The sequence below is a fragment of the Mucilaginibacter sp. SJ genome (assembly GCF_028993635.1).
In the GTDB taxonomy this organism is placed as follows: domain Bacteria; phylum Bacteroidota; class Bacteroidia; order Sphingobacteriales; family Sphingobacteriaceae; genus Mucilaginibacter.
On record NZ_CP118631.1, the window covers coordinates 1,958,046 to 1,978,062 of the forward strand.

Annotated in this window: 17 protein-coding genes; 2 read left to right on the forward strand and 15 right to left on the reverse strand. The window is 46.1% G+C overall.

Annotation, left to right across the window (positions count from 1 at the left end; translation table 11 throughout):
- Window positions 1-5: 5 nt before the first annotated feature.
- The 13 genes from MusilaSJ_RS07775 to MusilaSJ_RS07835 all read right to left on the reverse strand — a co-directional run bounded on the left by MusilaSJ_RS07775 (window position 6) and on the right by MusilaSJ_RS07835 (window position 15,663).
- Window positions 6-2,717: a contractile injection system baseplate wedge protein gene (locus MusilaSJ_RS07775; protein WP_274989439.1), complete on the reverse strand. Its 2,712-nt coding sequence runs from the start codon at window positions 2,715-2,717 to the stop codon at window positions 6-8.
- A complete protein-coding gene (locus MusilaSJ_RS07780) occupies window positions 2,714-6,010 on the reverse strand; it encodes a baseplate J/gp47 family protein (protein ID WP_274989440.1) in 3,297 nt (1,098 codons plus the stop codon). The genes MusilaSJ_RS07775 and MusilaSJ_RS07780 overlap by 4 nt, the downstream gene beginning before the upstream one ends.
- 9 nt (window positions 6,011-6,019) lie before the next feature.
- Window positions 6,020-6,442, reverse strand: coding sequence for a gp25 family contractile injection system sheath assembly initiator (locus tag MusilaSJ_RS07785; RefSeq protein WP_090524180.1), 423 nt, complete (start codon window positions 6,440-6,442; stop codon window positions 6,020-6,022).
- Window positions 6,443-6,445: 3 nt separating this feature from the next.
- Window positions 6,446-6,736, reverse strand: a complete 291-nt coding sequence (locus MusilaSJ_RS07790) for a PAAR domain-containing contractile injection system baseplate protein (RefSeq protein WP_112652159.1) — start codon at window positions 6,734-6,736, stop codon at window positions 6,446-6,448.
- An 8-nt stretch (window positions 6,737-6,744) separates the two neighbouring features.
- The gene (gene vgrG, locus MusilaSJ_RS07795; RefSeq protein ID WP_274989441.1) at window positions 6,745-8,496 is read right to left on the reverse strand and encodes a type VI secretion system tip protein VgrG; all 1,752 of its coding nucleotides are present in this window, start codon (window positions 8,494-8,496) and stop codon (window positions 6,745-6,747) included.
- A gap of 6 nt (window positions 8,497-8,502) precedes the next feature.
- Window positions 8,503-9,174 carry a CIS tube protein gene (locus MusilaSJ_RS07800; RefSeq protein ID WP_090524172.1) on the reverse strand — a complete coding sequence of 224 codons (672 nt, stop codon included), beginning with the start codon at window positions 9,172-9,174 and terminating at the stop codon, window positions 8,503-8,505.
- Entirely contained in the window at window positions 9,174-9,356 is a 183-nt protein-coding gene (locus MusilaSJ_RS07805; protein ID WP_274989442.1) for a DUF5908 family protein, read from the reverse strand. Before MusilaSJ_RS07805 ends, MusilaSJ_RS07800 begins: the two co-directional genes overlap by 1 nt.
- A 4-nt stretch (window positions 9,357-9,360) precedes the next feature.
- Complete coding sequence (locus MusilaSJ_RS07810) at window positions 9,361-9,819, reverse strand: phage tail protein (protein ID WP_274989443.1); 459 nt, start codon at window positions 9,817-9,819, stop codon at window positions 9,361-9,363.
- A gap of 2 nt (window positions 9,820-9,821) precedes the next feature.
- On the reverse strand, window positions 9,822-10,253 hold the full coding sequence (locus MusilaSJ_RS07815; protein WP_090524162.1) for a phage tail protein: 432 nt from the start codon (window positions 10,251-10,253) through the stop codon (window positions 9,822-9,824).
- Window positions 10,254-10,378: 125 nt separating this feature from the next.
- Complete coding sequence (locus tag MusilaSJ_RS07820) at window positions 10,379-12,370, reverse strand: phage tail sheath C-terminal domain-containing protein (protein ID WP_274989444.1); 1,992 nt, start codon at window positions 12,368-12,370, stop codon at window positions 10,379-10,381.
- Between the two features lie 11 nt (window positions 12,371-12,381).
- Complete coding sequence (locus MusilaSJ_RS07825) at window positions 12,382-13,836, reverse strand: contractile injection system sheath protein (RefSeq protein WP_274989445.1); 1,455 nt, start codon at window positions 13,834-13,836, stop codon at window positions 12,382-12,384.
- Between the two features lie 18 nt (window positions 13,837-13,854).
- A complete protein-coding gene (locus MusilaSJ_RS07830) occupies window positions 13,855-15,039 on the reverse strand; it encodes a hypothetical protein (protein ID WP_274989446.1) in 1,185 nt (394 codons plus the stop codon).
- Window positions 15,040-15,078: 39 nt separating this feature from the next.
- Window positions 15,079-15,663: a contractile injection system cap protein gene (locus MusilaSJ_RS07835; RefSeq protein ID WP_090524152.1), complete on the reverse strand. Its 585-nt coding sequence runs from the start codon at window positions 15,661-15,663 to the stop codon at window positions 15,079-15,081.
- Between the two features lie 825 nt (window positions 15,664-16,488).
- On the opposite strand from MusilaSJ_RS07835, the gene MusilaSJ_RS07840 reads away from it, so the two are divergent.
- A complete protein-coding gene (locus tag MusilaSJ_RS07840; RefSeq protein ID WP_274989447.1) occupies window positions 16,489-17,085 on the forward strand; it encodes an FMN-dependent NADH-azoreductase in 597 nt (198 codons plus the stop codon).
- 57 nt (window positions 17,086-17,142) lie between these two features.
- On the opposite strand, the gene MusilaSJ_RS07845 is transcribed toward MusilaSJ_RS07840, so the two are convergent.
- Entirely contained in the window at window positions 17,143-18,285 is a 1,143-nt protein-coding gene (locus MusilaSJ_RS07845) for a metallophosphoesterase family protein (RefSeq protein WP_274989448.1), read from the reverse strand.
- 82 nt (window positions 18,286-18,367) lie between these two features.
- Between MusilaSJ_RS07845 and MusilaSJ_RS07850 the strand changes: the two genes are divergently transcribed.
- Window positions 18,368-18,883 (forward strand): protease, encoded by a 516-nt coding sequence (locus MusilaSJ_RS07850; protein ID WP_274989449.1) that lies wholly within the window; start codon window positions 18,368-18,370, stop codon window positions 18,881-18,883.
- A gap of 197 nt (window positions 18,884-19,080) precedes the next feature.
- Here MusilaSJ_RS07850 and MusilaSJ_RS07855 read toward each other — a convergent pair whose 3' ends face one another.
- Complete coding sequence (locus MusilaSJ_RS07855) at window positions 19,081-20,016, reverse strand: sugar phosphate isomerase/epimerase family protein (protein ID WP_274989450.1); 936 nt, start codon at window positions 20,014-20,016, stop codon at window positions 19,081-19,083.
- Window position 20,017 lies beyond the last annotated feature (1 nt).

Genomic DNA, 20,017 nt, shown 5'->3' on the forward strand with positions numbered 1-20,017 from the left:
AGGTTTTAACTGTTATTATTTGTGCCGCCCTGCAAGGTGCCAAGGCTGGTTTTGTTCAATATTATGGGGTTGGTTTCCTGGGTATCATCGTCGCAATCGCTTAGCTGGCCCTGTTGATAAACAGTGTATAGTTTTTCAATCACGTCAATAAATTTGCTGTTCAATACCGGATCGATAGGCGTATCAGTACTTATCGCTATGTGTTTGGCTGCAAGCCAGTCTTTATAAACCGCTTCAAAACCAACCATCTGGTCATGTCCGATGAAACAGATCCGCGGCAAAATATGAGCGGGCGTTTCGGTGCGGATGAGCCGCTCGGCATAGGTGCGGAAAGCTGTGTTACGTAACCTTACGCTATATCCCGGCAGTATCACACAAACCCGGAACGAGTATGGGTCAAGCGGCTCGCAGTACACCCCGTTAGGATCAAGGCAAACCGGCATAAACTGGTGGTGGGTACTATCATCGCCGGTATAATCAAATGGCGGGCGCAGCAAGATGTTCTCAATCACGTACATGCCCTCCATCTTGAAATCGTTTTGCATGAATTTGATGATGAATGCTATCTCGGTTTCGATGGCGGCGGCGCTGAACTCCATATCATTATGGGTAAGCAAAGTACCCGCAGAGTTGGCTATGTTATATACATATTTACCCGCGGTAGCTCCAGGACTTAAGCGATAATTTTCCCTGTCGCAGGCCAGTACGGATACCAGGCCCAGGTCTTCATAAGCATCAATCTCCTTCAGAAAGTTGGCATTGCCCTTAAATTTAACTACGCCAAGCTGCGATATTGTCCAATTGTAATGCAGGGCATCGGCCTTAAACAAAAGGTAATCCTCAACGCTTAGCTGCTGCATTTTATAGTTAGAGAAACCCAGCAGCATGGAGATCCTTTTTTCCATGCCCGATACATTTACCAGTTGCTGATCGGCGGTTTTGGCATTGTACAAATCCATCCCGCTGCCGCGGCAAATGCTCATCTGGTCATAGTCTTTCAAAAACTTAACCTTATGCCTGATGATGTTGCGCTGATAATCTTCGCCGTAAATGCGGTACATTAAAAATACGTACTCGTTAAACTGCTCGGCAAAACGGGCCAGCAAATGATCGAGGAATTTATTTTTCCGTTCGGGGTAGTTATCCTGCCCGGTTTCTTTAATTACATCATCAACCGTTTTCTCCCATTGGGCATAACCATCCAACAGCTTTTCCGCATCGCGGATGCCATTTACCGTATTGCTGAAATAGGTTTTACGGATGCTGTCGTCGGCAGTAAGCAAAATCCGGACGTTTGAAAGCTGGGCAAAATAATTAGCCAGCACCTGGTCATAAAACAGCAGGTAGCCTTTAAGCTGTAAGGCCAGCGACCGTTGCTCAGTTGTAGCAGTATCAGGCAGGCCCAGCGGCGAGATACCGTAATTTTCAGGAAACTGATTTTGCAGGGTTTCATAGTGCCCTATATCCCTGTAATCGCCTTCGGGTACCGGCAAATCAACTATCTTTTTAGCCTCTACATTGTCCTGCCAGTCTTTCCGAAGCTGGTTAAGATCGGCCTGGGCTTCGGACTGTTTCAGTTCGATAGGCACCACATCTTTGTAAAATGTGAACGAGGAGTTGGTTTCGCACAAAACAGGCTTATGCCCCTCCTGTACACAAAGCAGCCATTCGTTTGATTTATAGATCTTATCGGCAACCTCACTCTGCGGCGCGGTACAGCCGCAAAAACCAAAGGAAATTCTTTTCACCAATCGTACACCGTCAATTTCCATGATAATGCGGTACAGATCAGACAGGCGCACCTCTGTACGCAACTGTGAGGCCGCAAGCTCGGCCGGGATAATGAACCCTTGTTTGGTAAATTGGGTGTCAATACCCTGCAGGTTTTCGAAATCAAGCACCGGCCCTTCAAAGATCTCGTCGGGCTGCATGCCTTTATCCAGCAATTCTTTAAGCAGGTAAAATTTAATATCGGGTGTAAGGTATTGCTCGATATTAAACATGATCTGCGCCCAGATCATTTCAGGATCGGCCTGGGGCTGAAGCTCAATTTCAGCACATATCACGATCTCCTGGTTTTCAACCGCTTTTACCTGGTCAAGGTCCTCACACAACTCACGGAAGTAATGGTATACCGATTTTATTTGTTTGATGATGTCATCCTGTTTGGCTTTGATCTTGGCTGCGTCGCCGCCCAGTTCAGGAAAGTCTTCAAAATCTATCAGGATATCGTTGATGCCTTTTAGATCGAATTTAACCTCTTTTCCGGTCAGCGCGTTTTCGCCGGGCTTGGCATAACGCAGCAGCGGTTTGCCGTCCGGCTGTTTATAGTTAGCAATGATACTATGGGGCGATTTTTTGATCCAGGCATTCCGCACACCATCTATCCGCACAAATAATTGACGGTAATCGTCGGGTGTAACCGGGTAAGTGGGCAGTATTTTTATGGCAGATAAGAACTGCTCATGCATACTGGTGGTATTGTCATGATCAACCGCTAAAATATTTTCAACGGGCAGGGTAATGCGGTAGTTAAGATCGGTAAGCGCATAGCAAAGCATCTCCAGCGTGGTAATGCCCGGATCATGCACGTTATAATCCGACCAAATGGCACTGGCCAGGTCGCGGATATGCTGCATACCTTCGGTGCGCAAAGTATTATACTCGGGCCCAAGGCTGGTATCAATTTGTTTCGGTATGGTTAACTGATCAATCATGGGCATGTAGGTATGGTTTTGGTATCAATTAAATGTTGTTTTGCCGATACAAGGATGGCCTTTGAATTGCCTGCCTCCAAAACATCGGGGTTTGCGGGCCCCGATGCTGTGAAGTACATCTTAAAATCGGCTATATAATCAACATAGGGTAGTTCTTCAATAAAGCGGATCACCACACTTTTGTACAGGATGCCGCCAAAATCAATATCGGCATTACGGTTAAAAGCCCAGGGCGACAGGTAATTAATCACATCGGTATTCAGCTTAGCTGCGTATAGGTTTTCATCCAGTCCGAAGTAAAATTTCACCTTAAAATCAAGGATCACCTCTTCGTAATCAGGATTAATAGCCAACAGGTCAACATGCATGGAATTTAAGCCCGACAGGTATTTGGTGATCTCGCTCAGTGTATTTTTGCTTACGCGAGGTTTAAATGGATCAAAACTAATCTGATTACGGATATCAGGTATAGCCACTACCCTTACGCTGCCCGGGGCAACTTCAATATTGTCGTTGGTATGGTTAAGGCATTTAACCCTGAATACCTGCGGAAACTGCGCCATTACCAGGTGCTCGTAATCCCAGATGGTAATAGCCCGGTGCTTATGCCTCAGCCGCTCACTTACCCTCAGGCGGAAAGCGCCATCATCTTCTGGCAGTAAACCGCCAAACGAAGCATATGGCTGGGTAACCGATTTGATTTGCGGCAGCCTGTCGACCAGTTTGCTGATAGTACCCGCGGGCAACCCGGTTTCCAGGTGCGAAAGTTCATTATCATTATCGGCAAATTCGGCTTCGGCAGCCTGGATATGTACGTTGATGAATTTACAAACCGAATCTATCGTTACTGCAGTTGGCAGTTCAACCCCGAGCCAGGTGAGGCTTTGGTTTAGGAATGTATTGTTGGTTGTAGCACCTTCGGGGATTAAAAATTTGATGATCCCCGAGCGTAAAAAATCATTGGTATCATCGCTGATGATATTCCTTTTATCCAAAGCAAGCCATTCATTACCTGATAAATAATACCATTTAGGTTGAATAGTATCAGAGAACGACTGCGCGAGCGCGTCTTCACTGCCTTCGGCTACCTGGAAAAGAATACTGGCTACAGATCCCGTTTCAATACCTGCAATACCTATGTAAAAAGCTGCAAGATCAGGAGCTTGCGGTATGGCTGTGATATTGCCATCAATAAGGCCGTGATATTGTTTTTTGAGGAAAGCATGCTGTTCGGCCTGGCCAAATGGTGTTTCGTGAAAAAATTGGACGTTATGGTTCACGTAATCGTTCAGCAAACCAGGGTTATCATTACTGCCGGTCAAATCGTCAATCTTATTTTTAGCCGATGCCTTGTAATCGAGCTTTAGCGATGCTATTTCGGGAGTATAGGGTTCTTTAGGAATAAGCGCGGCCCTTGTTGTATCTGTCATGGCGGCGGCAAACAATTGCGGATATATACTATGCATAAAATCCTTTGCAAGGCTTATAAGGATATAATTATCCTTAACTCCTGCTGAGAAATTTTCGGTTTGTGTTTGAACTGTGGTAGCAGTTTGCTGGAAACCAACAAAACCCAGCACCGGGAAAAACATCTGCATAGGTTGCACATACTGTTGCACCAACGCCTTTTCGGCCTGTGGCCAGCTACCCTGTTTAAAAGAGCCCGACACATTAAAATACAGGTATTTATTAATAAAATAAGGTGCGGGATTTACCGCTTGCTGAACGCCATCCGGCTTAAGTGTAAAGGTATTATCGAGCACATTGATTTCGCTGCCTTCGCTTGGGAACAATGCACCGTTTTTGATATAGGCCACTTTTGCTTTAAAATCACTTTTGGCAGTTATCTCCCTCGAAGTCCCCGTAGTATCTGAAGCCTCATTACTGGCGTTAATGTTATATCCACCGGGACTTAACGTTGACTTGAGATAATCTGTACGATAAGCCGTATAATAACTTCTCAAGTCAGCAGGTACACCTTTCCATTCAATATTGGGCGTAATTTCCGTCCATTCCTTTTGAAATATCTCAGCGCTGCCGATGTATAGGGTTGAGCCAACTTTTGGCAGAGCGCCAAAGGCAAAGAAGGGCTTTGATGGGTCAATTTTACCGTTATCATTTTCAACGGCCAGGTTTTTCATCCCTTTCACAGTCACATCTATCTGCACATTATTGAGCTTCGCTTTACTCAGCGCGATATAAACAGGATAGGCATTATCCTGAACACTCATCAACAGGCGGATTACCGGGAAATCGGTTTTATAATTTTCTTTATGAATAGCCTGATCATAGGGCACAACAGCCTTAGCCTTTGCCGGTATATTTACTGTAATAATAATTTGCTGCTGATTAACTTTAAAGGCATCTGTAGTTGGAAAATCGGCCTGCAGCCACTCTTTTTCTGATGTTAAAAAAACCTTAAACAGTTGGGCAAGCAGTGCAGGATCAATAGTACCGAGCCCCGAAAAGTTGAGTGTTAAAGTTATGGTACGGTCACCCTCGCTCATGAGCAATACTTTTGATGCAAAAGCAAAGCCCATTGATGCCGTTGGCCAGCTCTTGCTGCCAAAAGGGTTCCACTTAGGTACATCATCTTTAAAAGGTGTACCCAAACCATCGGCCGAAAAAGTAACATCGGCATAAGCCACCTTTTTATCCGCGGGCGATTGGTACCAGCTTTTCATAGCCGCTATAGTGGCGCTGTTTACAGCCAGCTCTGCGTTTGTTTTAAAAACAACCGGCCTGGGTTTGGGGCTTTTATCTTTACCGGCATCAAGTGGTGTGCCTTCCGGCAACAGGAAACCTGTGAGGTTACGGGCAAGCTCAAATATTGCATGTACCTTATCGGGTACTTCGGGGCGGTTGCGCAGCTGCAATACCCGTTTAAAATAAAAATCAAGGTGCCGGCCGGTAAACTGGTTCAATGCATCTTCCGAATGCTGTAAAAGCATAATGAAACACATAAACAGGGCCAGGTGCGGTTCAACATCGCTTTTGATACTTGAGTCGGGAAAACCCAGGCCGGCATTCTGCATTTTAACCTCAACCTGCTTCAAAAAATCCTGCAGCGCTTTTTTATCCCGGATGAAAAACGGTTTCCAATCGCCCTGGGGGTAATTGCTGTCTTTCAGGGTATAATAGTTTATTTTATCGGCATAAGCAGCAGCGAACGTCAGCCAGTCTTCCATGCCCAATTCCTCAATTGGGGCGCTTGCTGGGTCAAGCGCTTTCAGGAAGCGCTGTGACTGGCTTGAGCCATCACGTTGAAGCGGATTTTTATCGTTACAGGCCATGGTTAGTTCTTATTGATTGGTAGTTATGCTGGTAATGTCATTTTTATAATAAGGGAACACGTAGTTGTACCTTGAATTGGTGGTGCGCACCGTGTAATTGAGCTTAATAAGCAAAATCCCTTCGTTATCCATACTGGTGTCAACCTCGGTGCTGTTTAGCGTTATCCTGGGTTCAAAATACAGTATGGCAGTTTCAATCAAATCCTTGATATAGGTTTTGAGGGTGAGGTTAACCGCCTCAAAAACTATCTTTTGTAAATCGCACCCGAAAGTTGGCTGCATAATTCGCTCGCCCAGCCGGGTGCTGAACAGTATGCCCAAACTGCTTTCAATATCGGCCTCGTCGGTAAGCATTTCAACTTTACCGGCAGCCTTGTCAAAGCTTGGCGGGAAGCTCCATCCCCTGCCTATAAAAGGTATTTTTGGTTCCATTGATCAGCCTCCGATTATTACTGTTGGGCAGCCTAACACTATCGATCCGCCATGGGCTGTGCTATCGCCCATACGGGCGGCGGGTTTCCCTCCTATCAGCACCGTTGCCGAACCCATGATTATCGAATCGGGCGGACCGGCGCAGGTACACATATCGCCAACGCATACGGCCGGCATACCGCCAATAAGCACCGTTGGTACCCCCGGCCCTATTACCGGCCCGCCTACGTGAGGCGAAGGCCCGTTGAACATAGGGCATACGTGCATATCGCCTATCCTTGCTGCTGCTCCCATTTTTGTTATTAGTTTATTTGTACAATTGAGCCTTTAAGCGCTGCTGTTCCGCTTGATTTTACTTCCACACTGGCCGATCCTTCGGCCGAAAGGGCGGTATTGGCTTTCAGGCCCAGGTTCATCCCCTCGGCATTAAAATCCTGCTGGGCCTTAAGCACCAGTTTGCCCTGGGTTTCGATGGTGATGCCATCGCTGTTCATTTTTATCGAGTTATTGTTCTCATCCTTTAACTCTATCGCCCCGGCATCTTCATCCATGGTTATTTTTTTTCCGGCAGGTGTTTCGATGGTTATCGATTTTTTATCGTCATCAAAAATGAGTTTCATTTTGCTGCGGGTTACAAAGCCCTTTTGGTTGTTGGCGTCGGCCGCGGTTAAAGGAGCGGTTTTATTGCTGCTGTTAAGCATGCCCAGTACCACCGGTTTACGAGGATCGCTGTTTAAAAAACCAACAATTACCTCATCCCCAACTTCGGGCAAAAAGAAACTTCCGCGTTCCTTGCCGGCATCTAAAGTTGCTACCCGCGCCCAAATCCCCTGATCATCAGCGCTGATCACCGGCATGCGTACCAGGATGCGGCATTCACCATCAGGATCGCTTTCCAATTGGGTTACTACACCTATCTGCAAACCGGGCACTGCCTGGATCAAAGCCGAAGCAGGTTTTATACTGGTTTCAAACTTTTCGGTAAACCATTGCGGATCCAAACCAAACTGTACTTCCAGTTGCCAGTCGCCGGCCGAGATATGATGCTGAATGTGGCTTACAAACGTGTTGCCGTTAAACCTGTCGCTCAGGTTACTGAGCTTAATGATCATCCCCGGCTTTACTGTGTGGATGCCTTTAAACTTTACCCTTCCCCGTACTTTTGAAAGCACCTGTTTTTGCTTGAGCGATGTTGCCCAGGCCTGCAACTCGGGCTGCGAAAGCTTACCCCCATGATTGAGGTGATAGTTGCTTTCATTGAACACCCCTGCCAGATCATCGGCTGTCAGGTTGCCGTTCAGTTCGCCTGATGGTGGGTTTGCATCAACCTTTTCAATTTCCTGCGACGCGGGGTTCCAGGTGCGGCCGGTTATGGAGGGAAACTGAATGCGCGAGTCGATCTCGGCATCCAACTCCAGCATAGTAGCGCCGAATGATAGTTCCACAACCGCGGTGCCGCTTATTTCCGGCTTTTTGATGGAGAGGGTATTATCATCCGTATAAACCAGCATTCCGTTCAGTTCGGCACGGCCGGTTATGAAATCCCAATCAGTAGCTTCGTACTGCACCAGGTCGCTGGTAGTGATGTTCATATCGGCAACATCGGTGCTTAAACCGCTGTAAGTGCCTGCTATAGTAGTTATAGCATCGCTGTCCTTCACGTTTTCGCCAAAGTACTTGCTATGGCGGGCAAGTGTCATGGCAATGGCCTTATCGCGGCATTCGATAACCAGTTGCGAGCCGCTGTTGCGCAGCTTGATACTATGCTTGATAACCACACCTTTAAACAGTGTATAATTATCCGATTCGTAACCACACAAAATCTCGACGTTTTTACCCGGCACAAACAAATCGCCGTTACTGGCATCAAACTTTTGGGCCGAGGTATCACCATCAATGATCACCAGTTTGGCGGCTGCTATCCGGTTTACGCCTTTATCAATCACCATAGCCTCCACCTGCATGGTGCGGGGTATCTCGGTGCCCTCAATTTTTACAATCGGGGTAACAACGGTACTTGGCCGGGTGGTTTCTATGGTGCGGCTATCTGCCATGATCTGTTATTGATTTAATGGTGGAAATTTGAGCTTTGTGCCTGTTTTGAGGTACCGGAAATCGTTAAGACTGTTTGCCCGGGCTACTTCTATGTAATACTTTGAATCGCCGTAGATCTGGTAGCAGAGCAGCGGCAATGTATCCCCTTCGTTAATCACCCTCACTTTTGTTAAATCGGGCGACTGGGCATTTTCTTTAGCTACCCTCTTTTTATCCTCAACCGAACCAATGAACGAAGCTTTTACAATGGCCCTGAGCGGGCGGCCCTGGCTGTCAAACAGTTTATAGCTGATATCCATTGTTTCCAGGGCACCGTCAAACTGAAGCGTTCCCCAATAGATACTTACAAACCTTGGCCGGTGCTTATCGCCCTGGTATTCAATGATGAGCTTTTGCAGGTTGTCGATATCCTCGTCAACCCCTAACTCACCGGCGGTAGCGCCGTTGATGACCCCTGTGCGATCGAACATCAGCTCGAAATCCATCTTCTGCGGCTCAATCTTGGAAAACTTGGGCAGCTTGCCCGAGGTTCCCTGTGCCTGCTTGTCAGAATACTTGATCTCGATCTTCTGGCTGTAGCTTTCGGGATTAACCTGTACCGTCATAGAGCCTTCTTCATTTTTGCTCTTCGGATCGGACCAGGCCACGATCTTCATTTTGGTTACATTATCGGCCATCAGCGTTCGTTTTTATTTTTCAAAATCTCCAGTATCTGTTCCACGCACTCGGCAATGATCTCATCTTTATCACCGCCTCCGCCACCACTGCTACCGCCGCCACCCGAGGGCTTTGAATCCTGTTCGGCAGGGCTTTGGTTTACGCTTACGCGGATGTTCAGTTCTCTGATCTCAATTGGCATAATATCAGGTTTGAAGGGAGTAATACTGGTATTGCAGCTCAAAGCTTTCAATTGCGATGCTGTTTTGCTCGGCATTCAGATCGCTCAGGCTCCATTTTTTGGGCCAGGCTTGCACTACATTCCAGGTTAAAAGCGGGTCATGTTCTTCATTAAGCAGGCTTACGGTCAGGTCTTTGGGTTCGATAATAAAATTATTGAACACATTATTACACCAGTCCATCAGCAATTTTGATTCGGTAATGAGCCCGCGTTTCAGCACCAGTGCCGGAAACTTGGCCCTCACCGGCAGCGCGTGTTCAAAACGGTTTTCGCCGCCCTCCTTTTTGGACTCTGTTTCCATCTCCATTGAAAGGCCCGATACGTTCTGGAACCGGCTGTCGATATCTTCATCGCCAATGCCCGTAAACACCACCTTAAAGTGAAAGCCTAAAGGCGGATAACCCGATTTAGCGTCGAAGGCCATGATTAGCCGTTTTTAATGGTTAAACCTTCGTGTGCAACCTCAAGCGTTTCAATTGCAGCCTCATTGGCATCTGCCTTTAAATCTGCCGACTGGATCTTAACCGGGAAGGCATTTTTTACCGACCAGGTAACTACCGGCTGATGCTCTTCATTAAGCAGGTTAATGGTAAGGTCGCGGCGGTCTATCTGGTTCAGTTTTACGGTGTTCATCCAATCATAAAACTCGTTATCGTTAGCAAATGTGCCGCGTTTTAGGGTGATATTACCGTATTTGCGCATGCCGGGCATTTTTACCTTGTTATATTCTTTACTGCTGCCTTCGCGGTATTCAACCACTTCGGTTTCAATTTGTAAGCCGGTTACTTCGGTAAAACCGATGCGTGTGCCACCCCAGTCAACCTGGAAATGGAATTTGGGTAGAGGATAATTTGCCATTTTATTTGTTTTAAATGAAATTCAATTTATTTATATGGAAGCTATTAATTAGCTTCACACCAAGTAATTAATAATGAATCTGTTAGCTTTAAGCTTTATGCATTCCGCTTTAAGCTTTTATATCATTAACTCTCCTGCATTTTGTGTGAGAAACGGAGGATGATGAACTCAGCAGGCCTTACTACAGCCATACCAATTTCAACTATCATGCGGCCCTCCAAAATATCGAGTGCGGTCATGGTTTCGTTAAGGCCAACATTTACAAAAAACGCGTCTTCGGGTTTAGCGCCCTGTAAGGCCCCGGCACGCCATTGCAGCGTTAAAAAGTTCTGGATCATTACCCGCACCTTTGTCCAGGTGTTGGCATCATTGTTTTCAAATACGAAAGGATAGGTGGCTTTTTTAACCGATTCTTCAACCATGATAAAGAAACGCCTGACAGGGATATAGCGCCATTCATTATCATTGCCTGCTAAGGTACGCGCTCCCCAAACCAAAGTGCCCCGGCCCGCAAAAGCCCTGATAGCATTAATTGATTTACCGGTGGCAGTAACGTTCATATCGTCCTGATCGCTGTTGTCAATTTTCACAACAGGGCCAATTACGTTGTTAAGGCTTACGTTGGCAGGCGCTTTCCAAACGCCGCGGGTGCCGTCAACATTGGCATACACCCCTGCTATTGCCCCAGACGGGGGAATAGTGCTCATTTTAAGTGTTATTGCCGAGTTAGCAGCGCTGAAAAATACGTTGCCCGAGAATAAAGCCTGCTCGGCAAGGTTTTCATAAAACAGGGCACCATTTATTAATGCGCCAAAACCAGTTAAAATGGTGGCAACTGTATCCTGTAATGCCTGTACAATGGAAAGTGCACCGGCTGCATCTTTGGTAAAATTATCTGCATTGGCAGCTATTGCCGCATAGGTTGAATTGGTTATCCATGCTGTATTATCCAATACCGAATAAACAGGCGTTGGATTACGACCAGCGGTTGTATTAGCAGCCACCTTGGCATTTTTTTCGTAGGCAATGAGGTTGGTGACGGCAGCGGAAAGCTTTGCATCTTTGCTCAATGCATCAATATCTTTGCCATATAACGCACCAACAGCGGGCGCATCTTTAGCCTTTTTACCCGCGGTAACAATGGCGGCCAACAAATCGAGGTAACTGGTTAGCTGTACATCGGGCGTTATATTTTTAGCAATATTATTTGCCAGCGCGGTTAACTTAGCTTTAACGGCATCAATACCACTTACCCTCAACGCAGTAGCATCCGCAGCGTTGCTAAATACAGATCCGATTACTTTATCAGTATCTTTAATAGCATTTTGCAGATTGGTTACAAGCGCTTTTTCGGCCGGGCTTTTTGAAAAGCTATCATAGTTGGTAATCTTGACGGACGGAGACGCGTTATTCCAAAACTCCATTTGCCTGAAATCGACATTAACATCATAGCTTGTTATGATCCAGGGGTAATAAGCCGCGCCATAGTTTAGGTTATTAATGCCGATTGAGCTTCGGAAATTATCAATAGGCTTATTGCTAACATCCTGGCGTTTATCGCCCTGCAAAACATCAAGTATCGAAAACCTGTCTTGCATAGAAGCACACAAGCCCAATGCTTTGGTTTGCAAACCGCTAAAAGCAACAAGATCAGGTTTGCCGCCGCTTATCAGTTCCACAGCGTCGGGAAACACGATCAGCGTAGGTTCATCCTCTGCGGATAAGGTGTCAATACCTCCTGATATAGGCGGCGCTGTTACGGCAGCCGAGAAATCTCCCACCGAAACGATGTAGCATGGCCCGCCGCCATTATCAAAATATTGCCTGAGTGATACATACAGATGAAACCGTTTATCGGGGACCACGTTCAGGATCTGATTTGTAGCCGGGTTAACAGTAACTTTAATGGTTGCCGGTACATAGCCGCCGCCAAATAAGCTTTCAAACTCCAGCAACGATTTTATACGGGTTGGCACGTTTACCAATGATTTGCCTTCAGGAGTTAATGCAAAAGCTGTAAAACCTATAAAGGCGGGTATAGCGGTTTCAACCTGGGCAACTGATGGCGGAAACAGTGCAATCTCCTGCACGTAAACTCCGGGTGTTTTATAAGCCATGACTAATTGATTTAAGATTGAACCATTTTATGACTGAAACGAAGAATGATGAACTCGGCCGGACGGACCACAGCCATGCCTACCTCAACAATGAGCCTGCCTTCCAGTATATCCAACGAGGTCATGGTTTCGCCAAGGCCGACGTGTACAAAGAAGGCATCCTCTGGCTTGGCGCCTTGTAAAGCACCTGCACGCCATTGCAGTATTAAAAAGTTGGCTATCATACCGCGTACCTTTGCCCAAGTGTTGCCATCGTTAGGCTCAAATACAAAGGGTTGGGTTGAGTTTTTAACCGATTCTTCGACCATGTTAAAGAAACGCCTTACAGATATGTAACGCCATTCGTTGTCATTACCTGCCAGTGTACGTGCCCCCCAAACCAATACACCTTTACCCGAAAATGCCCTGATAGCATTTACCGATTTACCAGTGCTGGTAACATTCATATCTTCCTGGTCGGCATCATCAATTTTTACCATTGGGGCTGCTACCATGTTAAGGCTCACATTTGCCGGCGCTTTCCAAACACCGCGCGTATTATCAACAGAAGCGTATACACCTGCTATTGCAGCTGCGGGAGGTAAAATAACCGAGAACAGGCTGGTTTGCTGTTTGATATAGTTATACAGATCACTGTTTAAGTGATAGATAGAATTGGCTGTGTTGGCATCATCGCGCAGAACGGCAGTGGCCGGAAAATCCGTTGGTGTAACGCCTGTTCCGGAAACGATCAGCTGTTTGCTTTCATTGCTGAAATAGTTGATGCTGGTTTGCAGCCATGGATAATAAGCAGCACCATAACTAAGGTTATTAACCCCAATAGCTGTGCGGAACGCAGTTGCGATATCACCGAACGCTTTCTTCCCTTTATCGGCTACTGCCACATAAGGGTCAATAAGTACTACCCTATCCTGCAGAAATGCAGCCTGGGCCAATGCTGCGGTAAACAAGCCATAATAATCTGCAGGTGCGATAAGGGTTACGGCATCGGTAAACAGCAGGATGGTGGGCTCGTCTTCCTTTTGAACCGCGGCAAGCGCGTTACCAAGCAAAGCTTTGTCGACATTAACAGCAGCACCAGTTTGGCCTGCCGAAACAATGTAACAAGGACCGCCGCCATTGGCAAAGTAAAGCTGCAGGCAATAGTACATCCTGAATTTCAGGGCCGGGTAAGGATCGTCAACCGCGGCATCAAATGAAAACACACCGGCTGCTTTTTTGATCTTGATACCGGTTGCCGTTCCGGTTGTAGTGAACAGGGTATTCTCGGCAAAACCAAAGATCTGCTCATACTCTTTAAGCGATTTGATCCTGACAGGGTTGTACTGCAGCGATGCCCCGTTATAGCTAATATTTTGTGTGTAGCCTATAAAGGCGGGGATAGCCGTTTCAACCTCGGCTACCGACGGAGGTAGGAGCGGAATTTCTTCCACGTAAACACCCGGAGTTTTGTATGTTGTTGCCATATTACTGTTTTTTACTTCCTAAAAAAATATGTCTGAAAAAATCTGGTTGGTTTCTGGTTTAATAAGGGATGCCGTTGCATTGGGCAGGTCGATAGTGGTTGGATGATTATTTTTATCCTTCACTTTCACAGCTATAAAACCCTGCCGGGTAAGGGGCAGCGCGTTATCAGTTACTGATGCCGCGCCAAAAGTTTTACCTATGTAGCGCCAGTAGGTTGCCCGGTTTTTAAACCGTAAACTAAACACCGGCGATTTAAGCGTGGTATCCGCCTGTAGCAGGTTATAAGTTGCACCGTTTGTTTTGACACAGATGTCAACAAAAGCCCAGGCCGAGGCATCCATACTGTAATAAAACGGAAAGTCGTCAGTATAACCTGCTGTTGCCAGGTGGGCAGTATATAAACCTTCCGGTAAATTGCCCATATCAGCTTTGATGATATTCAAAGGCCCGGTTTCCACACTGCTAGGCACGTTTACAACATTGCCAAAGCGATCTTTTATAGTGAGTACCGGAGTCTTATTAGCCACCGTAACCTGGTAAGTAAATATGCGTCCAAACTGGCGGATCAGATCATTATTACTTGCGTAGGCCAAGGGTTTCCCGCCCACCAGCGGATCAGTTACCCAGTTGCCCGCCGGGGTAGCGCCCGCTGCCGGATCAAGGTTGTTCTTTTTCTGGGCGATAAATAATTTAGTTGGCGCAGCCAGGTTGTCAACCAGCATATCGCCGGGATAATAGTCGGTAGCAGCCTTGTACACATTCGGTGTCGCTGTTAAAAACGGCGCCACACGCGGCGAATACGAAGGATCGTTGGTAAAAAAGTACACCATACCATCCGGCGCTTTTAAAGGCAGTGAGCTATAGTTGGCAAAAAGCCCGTCGTTAATAGCCAAACTAAAGCTAAAAACGGTATTATCCGGCGGTACTATCTGCGGCTGCTCCTTCCCTCCGTTCAAGGTGTATGGGATGCCGGTAATAATGCCGGTTTCGGTTTGTTTATAAACCATGTGCAAGCCTGCGAACTTTGCCCTTGTAGCTTTAGTAGGCGTCACGCTCATGAAACTGCTTATATCATAGCGCTCCAGCATGGCCAGGCGCGCGTCGGCACTCAGCGTGTCAAAGAGTGTGATCCCGTCGTCGAGGTGATAATGATGACGGATGTCAACCTCAAAAAGCGTTTCGTAGTTCAGGTCCAGTACCATCGGGTTTATAATTTACAGGTTAATCGCCGGCACTAATCGTTAGCTCAATTTATCGCTCAATTCTATCTTTTTAATGATGCCTCGTGTTTCGGTCACATTATCGCGCAGTATTTCAATTAGCCTGACGCGGTACAATACATATGGAAATTGTTTGCCGCCCAGCGTGCTCCACAGGTAATTGGCCTGCTCAAATGTGGGCGAGTAGATATCAAGTATGAGGCGAAAATCGCCGAGGCCTACTTTCGTGGTCGGGCTGTTTTGTTTGGTAAAAGTGCTCTTGCCCTGAAAAAATTCGACGATATGCGACAGGAAGATCAGTGATTTTTCATAAGAAGAATGCAAACAAGCCGAAAACAAAACATACAGGTTAAGGTACATTGGCGCGTTGCGATAGTTAATATCATCGCCGTTGCGTACATAGTTCGGTATGTTTTTCATGGTAAACTCTTCGGATATATTTACCAGCGTTACCAGGATATTCTCAAGCCCTTTGATCTCATCATCGCTCAGGTGGGCCACGTTTTTAAGCTGGGTGAAGCTTGAGCTGAGCCCGCTGTTCCCGTCGGTTGTTTTGAGATAGTTATTTAACTGCTCGGCTAAAAAACTTACGGTTTGGTAAATCATGATAATTAGATGTTTATAGGTGGTTGCAGGTTAGCTGCTGATGTTAATCCAAAGTTGGGCATCTGGCTTTAGTAACATGCAAGTGTATGCACGTTAATTACCACGTATTTATACGCAATCGACCCACGTACAAATACGTGGTAATGAATGGGTTAAAAAAACACAAAACCTTTAATCTATAGTTAAAACTGGCTTTTTTTGTTTAAGCATTTGCCGCCAAACAGGCGTAAGTTTAAAAACCATGAATTTTAGCGCAGCGCGGATCTGCATATTTCCGGTACTCCTGAGTGATTTAAATCCGTTGGATTCTGAAGGAGCAATGGCATCTCCTCCACGTCATTGCTGAGTTACGAAGCAATCCCTTATAGGCAGACAACTGCTTAGTGGTATTGAACTTGCATTGTCGCGCTCTTGGCCGCGCGGGGCCAGGTACTTTTGTCTTGATACAAAAGTACCCAAAAAATCAAGTCAGCAGGGAGGCTTCTTTGCACTCACCCACTCCACAGCCCGTCGCGCCGGCCTTTGCCCTGCAAAACGGTCAGAACCACAGGCTGCAATTATTTTGCTCCGCTACGCTCGCGCTTTCCCAATGCTTCTGCAAAAACTTGCTATGCCCCTTCTTGCGCTCAAGGCCACCATTGTTCTGCCCGCTTTCACCCGAAGCTTACCTGCTGACGGGAGCATTCTTAATTTAATTATGTCATGATAGCTTCAGATAATTCATTGAAAGCAAGTGGTACTATCCTAAAGGATACCGGTATCCTTTAGGATAGTGATATCTTTTTGATAGTTATGAGAGGTAATTTTGCTACAAAATAAAGAGCAATGAAAATATTACATCTCATCAGCAGCCCGAGGGGCGAAGCATCATTCAGCGTAAAATTAGGCAAGGCCATCGTAAGTGAATTACAATCGGCCCACCCGGATCATACTTTAATCACACATGATTTAACAGCTACCCCCTTCCCACACCTGGAAGAAGCACACATAACATCTTTTTTCACTCCTGAAGAAAAAAGGACACCCGAGCTTGTTGAAGCCGTTAAACATTCGGACGAGGCGATTGCCGAACTAATGAATGCCGATACCATAGTTATTGATGCACCGATGTACAACTTCGGCATTCCATCAACCTTAAAAACATGGATAGATCATGTTGCACGTGCAGGCAAAACTTTCAAATACGATGGAAAAACACCTGAGGGATTAGTTAAAAATAAAAAAGTATACCTTGCCATTTCATCGGGCGGAGTATATTCTGAAGGATTCATGAAAGCTTATGATTTCACTGAGTCCTATTTAAGGGCTGTACTGGGCTTTATGGGGATGACGGATATTAAAGCATTTAGAGTTGAAGGCATAAAAGTGCCGGGATTACAGGAAACGGCTCTAAATAAAGCAATAGAAGCTATCGAGCTTTAATGTTAAAACACCAAAGGGAAGCAAATGCTCCCCTCTGGTGTTTTATAATACTCATAATTAAATATTTACAACAAAGCTATCCGTTAAAACAGATGTATTTTCATCCCTATCTGCTAAGGTATAATAATCTCCGGTTAGGGTAATCTCCTTATGATCCCGTTCGATGCTTATTTTTAGAAAGCCATGCCTTGTATCACAACTATATTCAAGGTTAACACCATCAAACCTGGAATCTTCCGCAGTAAAACCCGTATTGTCGGTCAAAGCAATTGGATGCAATTCATCAAAGCCTCCGGTACCCGCAACAATATAAGGCATCACCGTTAAGTCATCATATTGCTTACTGAAACGCTGATAATTGTGTACGTGCCCGCTAAAAACTATATCAGCCCGGATGCCGGTTTCTTCAAAAACACTTTCCAGGAAATCAATCATCGGCAAACTGGCGCCATGATTAATATCTGCCGAATAAGGAGCATGGTGCATACAAAGGATAATTGCCTTATCTGGCCGCTGCATATCGGCTGATCGCAGTTCCTCCATAAACCATTCGCGCTGCTCGCGGGTAACAACGCCGTACTTGGGCACATTGGTGTGTAAACCGATGATGGTTGCCAGCGGGGTGTCCATTGTCCAGTAAATATTGGGCTGCGGCATGCTTTTGCGGTCTATCCTTCGGCTCAGCATTACAGGGCGCGAAACAGTATCACAAAACACTGTTGTAAAAGCATCAAGGCTTTGATACGGCATCGCAGCAGCAGGATTTACATCACTATCATGGTTACCGGCTATCGCGAATATCGGCCCCGGATAAAGGCTATAGGGTTCAAAAAACTGCTCATAATAGTTTTGAGCCTCTCCGTAGTTGTAAACGACATCTCCTAAATGGTATAAAAACTTTGGTTTATCGGCGCCGGAAAGCACTTTATACTGCGCCGCCATTAAAGCTGCTATACGCCTTTGCGAACCCGGATTACGGATACTGCCGGTATCCCCTACCATATGGAAAACCATTTTACTGTCAGCAATGCCGGGCACTACATCATGCACGGATAAATGATAGGGATAATTGCCGGAAGGTTCGGGCAGGGGCTGAAATTTATAGCTGTCATCCGGCTGATCTTTTTTGATGACCGGGCCGGTGTGTTTTACTGAAGAAATTAAAGCCATCTGCTCCATGATGTCAACAAAATTACGCAACCTAATATTAAGGCTGGATTAAATTCAGCCTCAATGCTTACGGCAAGTGCCCGATGGTAATTGAAGTGCTTACCTTTACGGCATGAAAAACTACAAAATAATCTTATCTGCAACGCTGCTTACTTTATCGGCGTGTAGTGTTAACAAAGTAAAAAACACATCTGCTGATTCTGCTAAAAATCAAAGTTCTGCCCCTGCTGTAAGCGCCAGCCTGTTTGCCAAAATGCAAATAAAGCCCACAATTAAAATTGGAGACGCCGTTGAGCTAAAATTCACCGTTTACAACGATGCCGACACTGCCCGTCAATTTTGCAAATGGCATACCCCATTTGAGCCGTTGATGAGCAAATACCTTGACGTTAAAGATGCAAGTGGTCAGGAAATGCTGTACAAAGGCGCAATGGCCAAAAGAATCATGCCGCCGCCGGCCAGCAGTTATGTTAAAGTCAACCCTAAAGACAGCCTATCAACCACTGTGGACCTGCTGAGGGCTTATGACATCAGCAAGCCATCAAAATACACCATCATTTACGTAGGGCAAAATATGAGCGGACTTACAGTGAAAGACAGTGTTGAGTTTGTTTATGAAGGGAAGTAAAAAAAGGAAAGATTTAATATTTGGTGCTTATTTATGCTCATCGATGGTGAGCTTTTAAAATCCCCTCTTGAGAGCGGGCGCGGGGAAATGAGCGGTAGCAGGGGTGTGTTTATGCGGTAGACTTATCAAAGCAGAAACACACCCCTCCGCCCCTCTCAAGAGGGGAATCACACAATCCCATCTCTTTTATATGTTCTTCAAGAGGCAACCGCCTTCATTTTCTTCAACGCTGTTTTCGCTACCGTTAAAGCATCCTGCGCATAATAACCTTTATTAAAGACCTCGAACGAGATCACCAGTGGCCGTTCGGGGTTTTTAACTATTTGCAGAATCTGTTTAAGCGGGGCAATACCGTCACCGCAATAGATCCTGTCGGGTTCGGAGATCTGCTCCGGACTGATACCTGCCGGATAATCATTTACATGAAAAATATCCAGTGCGTGATGACCAACATAATTCAGGCTTTCAACAGCCGATTGACCCTTAAAAATGTGGAATACATCGAGCAAAATGCGGGCATTTGCGTTACCGCATTGCGTAGCTACATAAAGTACCTGGCTTATGTGTTTCAAGTTTTGCGATCCGCCCCACATTTCCAATTGGGGTAAAACGCCTGTTTGTTCGCCCATTTTCAGGATGGTGAGGTATCGTTCAGTAACCATATCCAGATCAAGTACCGGGCCTTTGGTCGCGCCCGCCGGAGGGGCTGCAATGCGATGGCAGCCAATTTTTGCAAGCATTTCCATCTCTTGCTGCAATTGTTCCAAGCCCTTTTTGCGGGCTGTTTCATCATCAATCAGCCATGGGGCAAAGCCTATAGCGTCTTCAATTTTCAGGCCCAATCCGTCAATGATCTTTTTAGCTTCGGTTAATGATCCGTCGCTTTGCAGATAAGTTTGCAGGGTATCTATCCAGATCTCTACCGAAGTAAAACCGGCTTTGGCAGCTACTTCAAGTTCTTTAACAAAGCCAAGGTTATGCCCGCGGATGGTGCTCATATTTAATGAGTAAACAAAGCCGCTGCCAGCTTTTGGAGCTATGGGCGCTGCTACCGCTCCAGTTTCGCTCAATACGGCAGCCCCCGCCGTTAAACCTATCGCTTTTAACACTTGCCTACGGTTTAAATTACTCATA

Excerpts from the sequence above, each read along its gene's own strand:
- MusilaSJ_RS07775 (WP_274989439.1), bottom strand. The coding sequence starts at position 2,717 with ATGATTGATCAGTTAACCATACCGAAACAAATTGATACCAGCCTTGGG.
- MusilaSJ_RS07780 (WP_274989440.1), bottom strand. The coding sequence starts at position 6,010 with ATGGCCTGTAACGATAAAAATCCGCTTCAACGTGATGGCTCAAGCCAG.
- MusilaSJ_RS07785 (WP_090524180.1), bottom strand. The coding sequence starts at position 6,442 with ATGGAACCAAAAATACCTTTTATAGGCAGGGGATGGAGCTTCCCGCCA.
- MusilaSJ_RS07790 (WP_112652159.1), bottom strand. The coding sequence starts at position 6,736 with ATGGGAGCAGCAGCAAGGATAGGCGATATGCACGTATGCCCTATGTTC.
- vgrG (WP_274989441.1), bottom strand. The coding sequence starts at position 8,496 with ATGGCAGATAGCCGCACCATAGAAACCACCCGGCCAAGTACCGTTGTT.
- MusilaSJ_RS07800 (WP_090524172.1), bottom strand. The coding sequence starts at position 9,174 with ATGGCCGATAATGTAACCAAAATGAAGATCGTGGCCTGGTCCGATCCG.
- MusilaSJ_RS07805 (WP_274989442.1), bottom strand. The coding sequence starts at position 9,356 with ATGCCAATTGAGATCAGAGAACTGAACATCCGCGTAAGCGTAAACCAA.
- MusilaSJ_RS07810 (WP_274989443.1), bottom strand. The coding sequence starts at position 9,819 with ATGGCCTTCGACGCTAAATCGGGTTATCCGCCTTTAGGCTTTCACTTT.
- MusilaSJ_RS07815 (WP_090524162.1), bottom strand. The coding sequence starts at position 10,253 with ATGGCAAATTATCCTCTACCCAAATTCCATTTCCAGGTTGACTGGGGT.
- MusilaSJ_RS07820 (WP_274989444.1), bottom strand. The coding sequence starts at position 12,370 with ATGGCTTATAAAACACCCGGAGTTTACGTGCAGGAGATTGCACTGTTT.
- MusilaSJ_RS07825 (WP_274989445.1), bottom strand. The coding sequence starts at position 13,836 with ATGGCAACAACATACAAAACTCCGGGTGTTTACGTGGAAGAAATTCCG.
- MusilaSJ_RS07830 (WP_274989446.1), bottom strand. The coding sequence starts at position 15,039 with ATGGTACTGGACCTGAACTACGAAACGCTTTTTGAGGTTGACATCCGT.
- MusilaSJ_RS07835 (WP_090524152.1), bottom strand. The coding sequence starts at position 15,663 with ATGATTTACCAAACCGTAAGTTTTTTAGCCGAGCAGTTAAATAACTAT.
- MusilaSJ_RS07840 (WP_274989447.1), top strand. The coding sequence starts at position 16,489 with ATGAAAATATTACATCTCATCAGCAGCCCGAGGGGCGAAGCATCATTC.
- MusilaSJ_RS07850 (WP_274989449.1), top strand. The coding sequence starts at position 18,368 with ATGAAAAACTACAAAATAATCTTATCTGCAACGCTGCTTACTTTATCG.
- MusilaSJ_RS07855 (WP_274989450.1), bottom strand. The coding sequence starts at position 20,016 with ATGAGTAATTTAAACCGTAGGCAAGTGTTAAAAGCGATAGGTTTAACG.